Origin of the sequence: Bacillus cereus group sp. MYBK15-3 (genome assembly GCF_051916765.1) — a bacterium.
GTDB classification, from domain to species: Bacteria; Bacillota; Bacilli; order Bacillales; family Bacillaceae_G; genus Bacillus_A; species Bacillus_A cereus.
In genome coordinates, this window is the sequence record NZ_JBQAHG010000002.1 from 879,036 (window position 1) to 892,187 (window position 13,152).

Here is a 13,152-nt window from a genome sequence, read left to right on the forward strand (position 1 = left end):
TGAGACAGTAAGTGTCTCATTCATAAATAGGTCAGTAGCACTTACCTCCTTATATAGGAGGTAATGTGTTGCTTACTGAAAAAAGATAAATAAACAATGTAGAGAGGGTTTAGTGAAATGAAGTTGCATACACTTGTATCATGTTTGCATGATTTTCCAGTTGTTCCAAAAGAAAATCCAGAAATCACATCTATAGAAGCTGATTCACGTAAAGTGAAAGAGGGAAGCTTATTTGTATGTATGAAAGGATATACGGTTGATAGCCATGATTTTGCTAAGCAAGCAGCGGCACAAGGAGCGGCTGCTATTGTTGCGGAAAGACCAATTGATGTTGACGTTCCAGTTGTACTTGTGAAAAATACTTTTCGTTCGTTAGCGGTTTTAGCTGATTATTTTTATGGTCAACCGACACACAAGTTACATTTAATCGGAATTACAGGTACAAATGGAAAGACAACAACATCGCATATTATGGATGAGATTATGCGAGCACATGGTCATAAAACAGGGCTAATTGGAACGATTAATATGAAAATCGGTGATGAAACATTTGAGGTGAAAAATACAACACCAGATGCACTAACACTTCAACAGACGTTTTCAAAAATGGTTGAACAAGGTGTGGACAGCACGGTAATGGAAGTTTCGTCACATGCGTTAGATCTTGGTCGTGTACACGGATGTGATTACGATGTAGCGGTGTTTACGAATTTAACACAAGATCATTTAGACTATCATAAAACGATGGAAGAATATAAACATGCAAAAGGGTTACTATTTGCACAGCTTGGCAATAGTTATAATCATAATCGTGAAAAGTACGCTGTGCTGAATAGCGATGATAATGTAACAGAAGAGTATATGAGAAGTACTGCAGCAACAGTTGTAACATATGGTATTGATACAACAAGTGACATTATGGCAAAAAATATCGTTATGACGAGTGGCGGGACTACATTTACGCTTGTCACACCATATGAAAGTGTAAATGTTACGATGAAATTAATAGGTAAATTTAATGTATATAACGTACTTGCAGCAACAGCAGCAGGACTTGTTTCGGGCGTGAAATTAGAAACAATCATTGCTGTTATAAAAGAACTAGCTGGGGTTCCAGGGCGTTTTGAAGTTGTTGATGGAGGACAAAATTATACAGTTATTGTTGATTACGCACATACGCCGGATAGTTTAGAAAATGTATTAAAAACTGCAAAACAATTTGCAAAAGGTGATGTGTATTGTATCGTTGGTTGTGGCGGCGATAGGGACCGAACGAAGAGACCGATAATGGCAAGTGTTGCAACAAAATATGCAACTCATGCAATTTACACATCAGATAATCCAAGAAGTGAAGATCCAGCGGCTATTTTAGATGATATGGTACATGGTGCAAGTTGGAAAAATTATGAAGTGATTATTGATAGAAAAGAAGCGATACACCATGCAATCACTAAAGCGAAAGCAGATGATATCATTATTATTGCTGGTAAGGGTCATGAAACGTATCAAATTATTGGTAAAGAAGTTCATCATTTTGATGATCGTGAAGTTGCTAAAGAAGCAATTAAAGGGCGTTTAAGCAACGAAGAGTAACAACGTGAGAGGAGGACTACATGTGCTTGAGCAAGGTTTATTAGTAACGGCTGGGGTAGCATTCTTAATTTCTGTTGCCCTTTCGCCATTGTTTATTCCATTTTTAAGAAAATTAAAGTTCGGACAGAGTATTCGTGATGAAGGACCAAAGTCACATCAAAAAAAATCAGGGACACCAACAATGGGTGGTATCGTCATATACGTATCTATGATGGTAACTTCACTTATTATGGCGATTAAGTTTAATTATTTAGGTGCAGAGGTTTCGTTATTACTATTAGTGACGTTTGGTTACGGATTGATTGGATTTTTAGATGACTACATAAAGGTAGTTAAGAAGAGAAATCTTGGTTTAACATCAAAACAAAAATTAGTAGGTCAGCTTGTTATTGCTATTGCATTCTTTTTAATTGGAAAAGGGCAAGCGTTCCACACATACATCATGATTCCGGGAACGGATGTTAAGTTTGAATTAGGTTGGGCGTATTTCGTACTTGTACTATTTATGCTTATTGGTGGATCAAATGCAGTTAACTTAACTGACGGTTTAGATGGTTTATTATCAGGAACAGCTGCTATTGCATTTGGAGCATTTAGTATTATTGCTGTGGCACAAGAGCAATTTGGAGTGGCGATATTCTGTATGGCAGTTGTAGGAGCTGTACTTGGATTTTTAGTATTCAATGCGAATCCAGCAAAAGTGTTTATGGGAGATACAGGTTCATTAGCTTTAGGTGGAGCCATTGCAGCTGTAGCGATTTTATTAAAACAAGAATTGCTACTTGTAATTATCGGCGGAGTATTCGTAATGGAAACTTTATCGGTTATCATTCAGGTCATTTCATTTAAAACAACAGGAAAACGTGTCTTTAAAATGAGTCCATTACACCATCATTATGAATTATGTGGTTGGTCAGAGTGGCGTGTTGTTGTGACGTTTTGGTCTGCAGGATTTTTATTAGCTGTGTTAGGAATTTATATCGGGGTGTGGATGTAATTGAAAACTGTAACTGAATTTCAAAATAAGAATATTCTTGTATTAGGCATTGCAAAAAGTGGTTATGCAGCAGCTACATTGTTACAAAAGTTAGGGGCAAATGTTATTGTAAATGACGGAAAGCCTTTAGCAGAGAATGTACTTGCTGCAGAATTACAAGCAAAAGGAATGGACGTTGTATGCGGTGGTCATCCTTTAGAATTATTAGAGAGAAATATTTCTCTTGTAGTAAAAAATCCAGGAATCCCGTATTCTAATCCAATATTAGTTGCTGCGAAAGAAAAGCAAATTCCGATTGTTACGGAAGTTGAATTAGCATATCGTATTTCAGAAGCACCATTTGTTGGGATTACGGGGTCTAACGGTAAAACGACGACGACAATGCTGACATTTGAAATGCTAAAAGAAGGACAAAAGCATCCTGTAATTGCAGGGAACATTGGCACTGTAGCGTGTGAAGTAGCACAGGATGCAAAAGAAAATGAAGTTGTAGTTACAGAACTTTCATCATTTCAATTGATGGGAGTAGAATTGTTCCAACCTAAAATTGCTGCGTTTTTAAATTTATTTGAGGCCCACTTAGATTATCATGGGACGAAGAAAGAATATGGTTTAGCGAAAGCAAATATTTTTAAAAACCAAACAGAAAATGATTATAGTGTAATAAATGCGGATGATGCAGATGTGATGGCTTTGTCTGCGTATTCTAAAGGTCAAAAAATCCTGTTTTCGACAACGAAAGAAATTGAAGATGGCGCGTGTATAAAAGATAACGCTCTTTATTTCAAAGGTGAAAAAGTTGTTGAAGTAAGCGATATCGTTTTACCTGGTCAACATAATTTAGAAAATATTTTAGCTGCGATGAGTATTGCGAAATTATTAGGTACTTCTAATGAAGCAATTACGGTCGTGTTAAAACGTTTTACGGGTGTAAAACATCGTTTAGAATATGTAACAACGATTAACAACCGTAAGTTTTATAATGATTCAAAAGCAACGAATATGTTAGCGACTGAGAAAGCACTATCTGCGTTTACACAACCGATTGTGTTACTAGCAGGTGGGCTTGATCGCGGAAATGAATTCGATGATTTAATTCCGTATTTCAAAAATGTAAAAGCGATTGTAACATTTGGACAAACAGCTCCTAAACTAGTAAGAGCGGCAGAAAAAGCGGGATTAGATATAATTGAAAGTGTCGATACTTTAGATGAAGCAGTGGTGAAAGCTTATGCTCATTCTAAAGATGGCGATGTTGTTCTTCTTTCTCCAGCGTGTGCAAGCTGGGATCAATTTAAAACATTTGAAGAAAGAGGAGACATTTTTATACAAGCTGTGCATAAACTTATATAAAGTAAATCAAAACATCAGTAGGCTAACACCTACTGATGTTTTGTTACATAGGGCAAAAGGTTCTGCCTAAAGAGGTGGTGTTTGTGGGTAATGAAGAAAACGCCTGATTTTATTCTCATCATCGTAACACTTTCATTGTTGACAATCGGAATGATTATGGTTTATAGTGCGAGTGCAGTTTGGGCCTCTTATAAAATGGGGGACTCATTCTTTTTTGCAAAAAGACAATTACTGTTTGCGGGTCTTGGTGTAGTAGCTATGTTTTTTATTATGAAAATTGATTATTGGGTGTGGCGTACGTATTCAAAAGTGATTTTGCTAGTTTGCTTCATTCTTCTTATTCTCGTTCTTATTCCTGGAGTAGGTCTTGTTCGAGGAGGAGCACGAAGTTGGATTGGAATCGGAGCATTTTCGATTCAACCGTCAGAATTTATGAAGTTTGCGATGATTATTTTCTTGGCAAAGTTTTTAGCAGAACGGCAAAAATTGATTACATCTTTTAAACGTGGTTTATTACCGGCCCTTAGTTTTGTGTTTCTTGCTTTTGGGATGATTATGTTACAGCCAGACCTTGGGACAGGAACGGTAATGGTTGGGACATGTATCATTATGATATTCATTTCGGGAGCGAGAGTCTTTCACTTTGCAATGTTTGGTTTGATTGGTGTAGCAGGATTTGTAGGGTTAATTGCATCAGCACCGTATCGAATGAAACGCATTACATCATATTTAGATCCGTGGTCAGATCCGCTCGGGAGTGGATTTCAAATTATCCAATCATTACTTGCAATTGGACCTGGTGGATTATTTGGGCTTGGACTTGGACAAAGTAGACAAAAATTTCTTTATTTACCTGAACCACAAACTGACTTTATATTTGCGATCTTATCCGAGGAATTAGGTTTTATTGGTGGTTCATTTGTGTTATTATTATTTAGTCTATTATTATGGCGCGGGATTCGTATCGCATTAGGAGCGCCAGATTTATATGGTACGTTTTTAGCAGTAGGTATTGTGGCGATGATTGCGATTCAAGTAATGATTAATGTTGGTGTTGTAACAGGACTGATGCCTGTTACGGGTATTACCTTGCCGTTTTTAAGTTATGGTGGATCAAGTTTGACATTAATGTTAATGGCAGTAGGTGTATTATTAAATATAAGTCGCCATTCTCGCTACTAAACCCTGTTTATAAGACAGGGTTTTTCGTATGTGTGTAAAAATGCAATATGTATATAGAAATAAGTATAATGGAAATAAGAAAAGAGAAGCGGAGGAGTTAGTAGTGCGTGTATTAGTGAGTGGTGGGGGTACTGGTGGTCATATTTATCCAGCTCTTGCTTTAATTAGAGAAATAAAAAAGTTAAATCCAGAAGCGAGATTTTTATATATTGGTACGGAAAATGGACTAGAGAGTACAATCGTTCCAAAAGCAGGTATACCATTTCAATCTATTGTTATAAGTGGATTTAAACGAAAAATATCATTAGATAATGTGAAAACAGTAATGCGTTTTCTAAAAGGTGTACAGGATAGTAAACGATACATTCGTCGTTTTAATCCGGATATCGTAATTGGAACGGGTGGATATGTATGTGGACCAGTTGTATACGCTGCAGCCAAATTAGGTATTCCAACTATTGTACATGAACAAAATAGTGTACCAGGTGTAACGAACAAGTTTTTAAGCCGTTATGTTGATAAAGTTGCTGTTTGTTTTGAAGCAGCTATAGAGCATTTTCCAGAGTCAAAAGTGGTAATGACAGGTAATCCACGAGCATCAGAGGTAATGGATCAAAATGGAATGAAGGGGAAACGTTCAGTTGGGCTTTCTCTTCCTAAAAAGTCTGTACTTATATTTGGTGGAAGTCGTGGGGCTAGACCGATTAACGATGCCTTCGTTGAAGCAATTGAACAGTTTGGGAACAAAAGCTACGAAATACTATATGTAACGGGTGAAGTACATTATGATAAAGTGATGGAAGCCGTGAAGCAAAAAGGGAACCCAAGCAATGTTATTATTAAGCCGTTCATTCATAATATGCCAGAGGTACTAACTGGTGTAGACCTTGTTGTTTCAAGGGCTGGGGCAACAACACTTGCAGAATTAACAGCGTTAGGAAAACCAAGTGTGTTAATACCGAGTCCGTATGTAACAAATAATCACCAGGAAAAGAATGCACGTTCAGTTGTTGATAAAGGAGCGGCAAAAATGTTACTTGAAAAAGATTTAACAGCTGAAACGCTTATTCGTGATATTGATGAGATTTTATTGAATGCACAAACATTACAAAATATGAAGCTAGCGGCTAAGCAACTAGGTATTCCAGATGCAGCAAATAAGCTGTATGAAGTAATGAATAAGCTTGTAAAAAAATAAAGTGAGGCTTTAATCAGTGGGGAGTGATTCTCTCTCGTTGATTATTATCTTTCACTAATAGGATGTTTACTGACATCCTGATTCCGCCTAATTTCTTTGTTATCGCCGAATTTTGATTTAGGAGCTGTACTGCCCGTAAATAGAGGGATAACGTTAGGTGAACGCCCTGCATATTATTGTCATAAGGAGACTTAATATGGGGGAGATTGTCTATGGAACAATTAGTAAATGAGCTTATAGAAGCAGACGTTGGTCGTGTTTTAGTTAACGAGCCGTTAGCACGTTATACAACTATGAAAATAGGTGGACCAGCGGATATTTTAATTGTGCCAAAGCATGTAGCCGGTATTGAAAAAACATTACAGTTAGTAAAGCAATACAAAACGAAGTGGACTGTAATTGGTCGCGGTTCAAACCTTCTTGTATCTGATCAAGGCATAGAAGGTGTTGTTATTCGTTTAGGAGAAGGATTAGATCACTTAGAGGTCGAAAAACATAAGGTAAGAGTTGGTAGTGGATATCCTCTTATTAAATTGTCAACTTTACTTAGTCGTCAAGGGTTAGCTGGATTGGAGTTTGCGAGCGGTATTCCAGGAAGTGTCGGTGGTGCAGTATACATGAATGCAGGTGCACATAAATCGGATATATCGAGTGTATTATCGAAGGCTCTCATTCTGTTTGAAGACGGTACAATTGACTGGTTAACGAATAAAGAACTGGAGTTTTCTTATCGGGCATCTGTATTGCAAACGAAACGTCCTGGTATTGTTTTAGAGGCGGTGTTTCAATTACAGGCGGGAAAACGTGAAGAAATTGTACGTAGTATGCAAAATAATAAAGATTACCGCCGTGAAACGCAACCATGGAATCACCCGTGTGCAGGAAGTGTATTTCGGAATCCAATCCCACATTTTGCAGGAGATTTAGTAGAAAAAGCAGGGCTTCGTGGTTATAGGATTGGTGGAGCTCAAATTTCTGAAATGCATGGCAATTTTATTGTTAATACCGGGGGAGCTTCAGCGCAAGATGTATTGTCTTTAATTGAATTAATAAAACATACAATTAAGGATAAATTTGATGTAGATATGCACACAGAAGTAGAAATCATTGGAAGATAACGGTTATTCGTTCCGCTCATTATCATTTATGTTATAATAAGAAGATAAGAACGGCATGAGGAACATGCCGTTCTTTATGTTACATAGGGGGATCGTACATGAATAATAGTAAAGTGATTAAACTACAAGATCGTGTACCAAAATTGAAAAATCAAAAGAAAAAAAACAAAAAAAATGTTAATCATCGATTGATTTTATACATATCAATTTTATTTTTATTAGTGCTCTTTTTAATTTATTTTCGGTCTCCGCTTAGTAATATAAAAAAGATTAGTGTGTTTGGAAATCACTATATGACGGATGAGCAAGTAATGAAGGATTCAGGCGTGACATATGATACAAGTTATTTCCGAGTGACAGCACATAAAGCTGAAGAAAACTTAACGAAGCGAAAAGAAATTAAAGCAGTAAATGTAAAAAAACGTTTTCCAAACAAGATTGATATTCATATCGAAGAATATTTAACGATTGGTTATATAAATAAAGAGGGAAAATTACAACCGTTATTAGAAAATGGAAAAACGCTTGATGTACTACCTAATGGAAAACTTCCTGTTGCAGCACCGATTTTTGAACCTTTTAAAGAAGAGAAAATGAAGGAGTTAATCGCTGAACTAGAAAAATTAACACCAGCTATTTTAAAATCTATTTCGGAGATTCGCTATTCACCAACGAATGCGAATGAAGATCATCTTACTTTATATATGAATGAAGGTTATGAAGTGAGCACTACGATTCAAAATTTCGCAAAACGTATGGAAGCCTATCCACTTATTTTAAAAACAATTGAGCCAGGTAAGAAGGTATTAATTGACTTAGAAGTAGGTGCATATACGAAAGAATTAGGTGCGGAAGAAAAAAAAGAATAGAATGGTAGTTTTCGTTGCTTATAGCAGAAAAAACGAAACGAATGTTCTATTATATGTATACGAATTTAGAAGAATGGTTCATTTGATGAAAAATATGTAAAAATTCTTAGATTCATACTAGTATTGGTACAAGTTTCACTTTTCTATGAGTACATCTTAGTGTAGACTTATACTTGGCGGTAAACTTTACACTCGAAATAGAATTATTTCAAGATAAGCAGTTATTCATAGTTTACTGCGATATTCTTAATTGAATGCTAAATAAAAATAAGAAAAATATAGGGTTAAAAAAGGGAAACGTATAAAGACGTTGAATATTTTTCTTATAAATAGTAAAGTTGCGATTGTTGTTCCATATATTGAGTTGTATGGTATAAATAAAGAAGGAGGTGCCAAAGAATGAACAGCAATGAAATATATGTTAGTCTTGACATCGGTACATCCAATGTTAAAGTCATCATTGGTGAAATGGTTAATGACAGCTTAAACATTATTGGTGTTGGAAATGTAAAATCAAATGGTTTAAAGAAGGGATCGATAGTTGATATAGACGAGACTGTTCGATCAATTAAAAAAGCAATTGAACAAGCTGAGCGCATGGTGGGAATCCACATTGAGCAAGTTGTAGTAGGTGTCAATGCAAACCAGGTACAGCTACTTCCTTGTCACGGAGTAGTCGCTGTTTCAAATGAAGATCGTGAAATCGGGAATGAAGATGTCTTACGCGTTCTAGATGCAGCACAAGTTGTGTCAATTGCTCCAGAACGTGAGTTTATTGATGTGGTACCTCGACAGTTCATCGTAGACGGTCTTGACGAGATTAACGATCCACGCGGGATGATCGGTGTAAGATTAGAAATGGAAGGTACACTTATTACAGGCTCGAGAACTTTACTACATAACCTACTTCGTTGTGTAGAAAAAGCAGGTCTTGAAATTGTTGATATTTGTCTTCAACCTTTAGCGGCTGCAACAGTTGCTATATCTTCAGATGAAAAAAATAGAGGAGTAGCCCTTGTTGATATGGGGGGAGGATCTACAACTTTATCTATTTTTAAAGATGGAGAGTTACAAGCGACGAGCGTATTACCATTAGGTGGAGACCATATAACGAAAGATATTGCGATTGGGTTGAAAACTTCAACAGAAAATGCAGATCAAATTAAGTTGAAATATGGACATGCTTTTTATGATACAGCATCTGAAGAAGAGATGTTTACGGTTCCTATTATGGGAAGTGATCAAACAGAACAATATTCTCAGTTGGAATTATCGGATATAATAGAGGCTCGTGTAGAGGAAATTTTAATGTTTGTTCAAGATGAAGTGCGTAAGTTAGGAGTAAAGCAAGTGGCTTCTGGTTATGTACTAACTGGCGGAATTGCTTCTATGCCAGGTGTTCTTGATCTTGCATATGATATTTTACATGAAAATGTTCGTGTAGCAACTCCTGATTATATTGGTGTGCGTGAGCCTCAATATACAAGTGGAGTTGGATTAATTAAACATTCTTATCAAAAAGCTAAATTACGTGGGAAAAATGTGCAGGAAAAGCAAGAGCATTTTGAACCAGTACCAGCACCAGCACCAACGCCGGTACAACAGCAACCCGCGAAACAAAAAACTCGTAATCAAAACAATAATAATCAAAATGATGACCGCATGATGTCAAAAGTAAAACGTGTATTCCGTTATTTATGGGATTAAAATTGGACACGAAAAATGAGGTTCTAGGGGGATTTCGACATGTTAGAGTTTGATACTACTCAAGATCAATTAGCGAATATAAAAGTTATCGGTGTCGGCGGTGGCGGAAACAATGCTGTAAACCGTATGATTGAACACGGTGTACAAGGTGTAGACTTTATCGCTGTGAACACTGATGCACAAGCATTAAATCTATCAAAAGCTGAAACAAAAATGCAAATTGGTGGAAAATTAACGCGTGGACTTGGTGCAGGCGCAAACCCTGAAGTAGGGAAAAAAGCTGCAGAAGAAAGTAAAGAACAGATCCAAGAAGCACTTCGTGGTGCGGATATGGTCTTCGTAACTGCCGGTATGGGCGGTGGAACTGGAACTGGTGCAGCTCCAGTTGTTGCTCAAGTTGCAAAAGAATTAGGTGCTTTAACAGTTGGTGTTGTAACACGTCCATTTACTTTTGAAGGACGTAAGCGTGCGACGCAAGCAGCATCTGGTATTGCAGCATTTAAAGAAAATGTAGATACTCTTATTGTAATTCCAAACGATCGCTTATTAGAGATTGTTGATAAAAATACGCCAATGTTAGAAGCATTCCGTGAAGCTGATAACGTATTACGTCAAGGTGTTCAAGGTATTTCGGATTTAATTGCAACGCCAGGTTTAATTAACTTAGACTTTGCAGACGTAAAGACAATTATGTCTAATAGAGGTTCTGCTTTAATGGGTATTGGTTCTGGTAACGGGGAAAATCGTGCTGCAGAAGCTGCGAAAAAAGCGATTTCTAGTCCATTACTAGAAACATCTATTGATGGAGCTCAAGGTGTTATCATGAACATTACGGGTGGCGCTAACTTAAGCTTATATGAAGTACAAGAAGCGGCAGATATCGTAGCTTCAGCTTCAGATCCAGAAGTAAATATGATCTTCGGTTCTGTTATTAACGAAGGATTAAAAGATGATATCGTTGTAACTGTAATTGCAACTGGTTTTGATGATAGCATTGCAACTCAACCACCAAAACCAATTATTCGTCCGAATGCGAACCACACGCAACAACAGCAACAACCAGTAGCTCAACCTTCAAAACAACGTGAAGTAAAACGTGAAATGAAGCGTGAAGAGCCAGTTGTACATGAGCGTCATTCAGATTCAGATGATATCGATATTCCAGCATTTTTACGTAACCGTCGTAGACGATAAAAAAAGGAGCTTTCATGCTCCTTTTTTGTTTTTTAAATGGAAAAGACCTGCTAAGCAGGTCTTTTTTTTATTTGGTATATTTTGTTGGTGAAAATAAGAGTATATCATTCTATGAATTTGTACTTTTATTTTTTACCGACAGATTATGTCTAGAAATCACAAAATAACAAAAAAACACCTCCGCAAATTGACACACTTTCCTATTGGATATGCATTATACTAGTCTCAACTTGAAAAAAGAGGTGAATTGTTTGGTTGTTTACGCCGACGTTGTTTGGTTGTTAAACGCCTGCATTGATTTTCTTTTGCTTTTATTAACAGCTACCGTGTTAAAAAAGAAAATCAAAAAATGGAGGCTTGTGTTAGGGGCATTTATAGGTTCAACTATTGTTATTTTTGCCTTTACTCCTTTTGCTTCTATGATGACACATCCAATTATGAAACTACTGTACTCGTTACTTATTGTGTATACAGCATTTGGGTTTACAACATTTAGAAATTATGCACAAACTGTTTTTACTTTTTACTTTGTAACCTTTATGGTTGGCGGAGGATTAATTGGAACTCATTTCTTTTTGCAAACGAATGAAATGGTAAATGGATTGGTTCAATCTCAGTCAATTTCTTACGGTGATCCAATTAGTTGGTTATTTGTTATTTTTGGTTTTCCAGTAATTTATTATTTTTCTAAAAAGCGTATTGAAAGCGTAGAGGTCACGAAAATACACTATGATCAAATTGTGAAAGTAAAAATTCAATTAGCAGAAGAAGAACTAGAACTGGCAGGTCTTATTGACAGTGGGAACCAACTTTATGACCCATTAACAAAAACACCCGTTATGATTATGCATGTTTCATCATTAGAACATTGCTTACCATCTTGGTTAACAGAACAAATTTATTCCAAAACAGAAATTCCTCAAATACCAGAAAATGATTCTGGTTGGGCGACAAAATTACGCTTAATTCCTTTCCGTGCAGTAGGAGTAGAGAGTCAATTTTTGTGGGCAATTAAGCCTGATAGTGTGCAAGTTGACCATGAAGGTAGTTCTATTGTTGTAAACAAAGTATTAATTGGATTAAATACACAACAGCTTTCTACTAATGGGGAGTATCAATGTATTGTGCATCCAAAAATGTTGATTTCACAAAAAATGGTAATCGCTTAATAATGAGAGGCGGGATAATATGATGAAATTAAAATTTTATTTAGTATACCTTTGGTATAAAGTATTGCTGAAATTAGGAATTAAGACCGATGAAATTTATTATATTGGTGGAAGTGAAGCGTTGCCACCACCGTTAACAAAAGAAGAAGAGGAAGTTCTTTTGAATAAATTGCCAAAAGGAGATCAGGCAGCAAGGTCATTACTTATTGAACGTAACTTAAGGCTCGTTGTATATATAGCAAGAAAGTTTGAAAATACAGGGATAAATATTGAAGATTTGATTAGTATAGGAACAATCGGCCTTATTAAAGCGGTAAATACATTTAATCCAGAAAAGAAAATAAAATTAGCAACATATGCATCGCGTTGTATAGAAAATGAAATTTTAATGCATTTACGTCGAAATAACAAAAATCGTTCGGAAGTTTCTTTTGATGAACCACTAAACATTGATTGGGATGGGAATGAACTGTTATTGTCTGACGTGTTAGGTACAGATGATGATATTATTACAAAAGATTTAGAAGCTACTGTAGATCGTCACCTTTTAATGAAAGCATTACACCAATTAAATGATCGTGAAAAACAAATTATGGAACTTCGGTTTGGGCTTGCTGGAGGAGAGGAAAAGACGCAAAAAGATGTGGCTGATATGCTTGGGATTTCACAGTCATACATTTCGCGTTTAGAAAAAAGAATTATAAAAAGATTACGAAAAGAATTTAATAAAATGGTGTAAAGAATAAGACCAGCCGTTATGTAGGCTGGTCTT

Annotated in this window: 11 protein-coding genes; all 11 read left to right on the plus strand. The window is 36.2% G+C overall.

Annotated elements, in window-relative coordinates; all coding sequences use genetic code 11:
• The first annotated feature begins 117 nt into the window (after positions 1–117).
• The 11 genes from murE (at position 118) to sigE (ending at position 13,119) form a co-directional block, all read left to right on the plus strand.
• The gene (gene murE / locus ACTFR8_RS13140; protein WP_252209683.1) at positions 118–1,593 is read left to right on the plus strand and encodes a UDP-N-acetylmuramoyl-L-alanyl-D-glutamate--2,6-diaminopimelate ligase; all 1,476 of its coding nucleotides are present in this window, start codon (positions 118–120) and stop codon (positions 1,591–1,593) included.
• 22 nt (positions 1,594–1,615) lie between these two features.
• Complete coding sequence (mraY, locus tag ACTFR8_RS13145) at positions 1,616–2,590, plus strand: phospho-N-acetylmuramoyl-pentapeptide-transferase (RefSeq protein ID WP_000893060.1); 975 nt, start codon at positions 1,616–1,618, stop codon at positions 2,588–2,590.
• Positions 2,591–3,943, plus strand: a complete 1,353-nt coding sequence (gene murD, locus ACTFR8_RS13150; protein WP_000860116.1) for a UDP-N-acetylmuramoyl-L-alanine--D-glutamate ligase — start codon at positions 2,591–2,593, stop codon at positions 3,941–3,943.
• Between the two features lie 90 nt (positions 3,944–4,033).
• Positions 4,034–5,125 (plus strand): stage V sporulation protein E, encoded by a 1,092-nt coding sequence (gene spoVE, locus ACTFR8_RS13155; protein WP_000753520.1) that lies wholly within the window; start codon positions 4,034–4,036, stop codon positions 5,123–5,125.
• 103 nt (positions 5,126–5,228) lie between these two features.
• On the plus strand, positions 5,229–6,323 hold the full coding sequence (gene murG, locus ACTFR8_RS13160) for an undecaprenyldiphospho-muramoylpentapeptide beta-N-acetylglucosaminyltransferase (RefSeq protein ID WP_021728036.1): 1,095 nt from the start codon (positions 5,229–5,231) through the stop codon (positions 6,321–6,323).
• A gap of 212 nt (positions 6,324–6,535) precedes the next feature.
• Positions 6,536–7,441 (plus strand): UDP-N-acetylmuramate dehydrogenase, encoded by a 906-nt coding sequence (gene murB / locus ACTFR8_RS13165; RefSeq protein ID WP_000437024.1) that lies wholly within the window; start codon positions 6,536–6,538, stop codon positions 7,439–7,441.
• A gap of 98 nt (positions 7,442–7,539) precedes the next feature.
• Positions 7,540–8,310 carry a cell division protein DivIB gene (gene divIB, locus ACTFR8_RS13170; protein WP_001065789.1) on the plus strand — a complete coding sequence of 257 codons (771 nt, stop codon included), beginning with the start codon at positions 7,540–7,542 and terminating at the stop codon, positions 8,308–8,310.
• A gap of 399 nt (positions 8,311–8,709) precedes the next feature.
• Positions 8,710–10,017, plus strand: coding sequence for a cell division protein FtsA (gene ftsA, locus ACTFR8_RS13175; RefSeq protein WP_001087557.1), 1,308 nt, complete (start codon positions 8,710–8,712; stop codon positions 10,015–10,017).
• 39 nt (positions 10,018–10,056) lie between these two features.
• A complete protein-coding gene (ftsZ, locus tag ACTFR8_RS13180) occupies positions 10,057–11,211 on the plus strand; it encodes a cell division protein FtsZ (RefSeq protein WP_000888984.1) in 1,155 nt (384 codons plus the stop codon).
• Between the two features lie 251 nt (positions 11,212–11,462).
• The gene (gene spoIIGA / locus ACTFR8_RS13185; RefSeq protein WP_000261970.1) at positions 11,463–12,380 is read left to right on the plus strand and encodes a sigma-E processing peptidase SpoIIGA; all 918 of its coding nucleotides are present in this window, start codon (positions 11,463–11,465) and stop codon (positions 12,378–12,380) included.
• A gap of 19 nt (positions 12,381–12,399) precedes the next feature.
• Positions 12,400–13,119, plus strand: a complete 720-nt coding sequence (gene sigE, locus ACTFR8_RS13190) for an RNA polymerase sporulation sigma factor SigE (protein WP_000976948.1) — start codon at positions 12,400–12,402, stop codon at positions 13,117–13,119.
• The last annotated feature ends 33 nt before the right edge of the window (positions 13,120–13,152 follow it).

Excerpts from the sequence above, each read along its gene's own strand:
- ftsA (WP_001087557.1), top strand. The coding sequence starts at position 8,710 with ATGAACAGCAATGAAATATATGTTAGTCTTGACATCGGTACATCCAAT.
- divIB (WP_001065789.1), top strand. The coding sequence starts at position 7,540 with ATGAATAATAGTAAAGTGATTAAACTACAAGATCGTGTACCAAAATTG.
- ftsZ (WP_000888984.1), top strand. The coding sequence starts at position 10,057 with ATGTTAGAGTTTGATACTACTCAAGATCAATTAGCGAATATAAAAGTT.
- spoVE (WP_000753520.1), top strand. The coding sequence starts at position 4,034 with ATGAAGAAAACGCCTGATTTTATTCTCATCATCGTAACACTTTCATTG.
- sigE (WP_000976948.1), top strand. The coding sequence starts at position 12,400 with ATGATGAAATTAAAATTTTATTTAGTATACCTTTGGTATAAAGTATTG.
- murE (WP_252209683.1), top strand. The coding sequence starts at position 118 with ATGAAGTTGCATACACTTGTATCATGTTTGCATGATTTTCCAGTTGTT.
- murB (WP_000437024.1), top strand. The coding sequence starts at position 6,536 with ATGGAACAATTAGTAAATGAGCTTATAGAAGCAGACGTTGGTCGTGTT.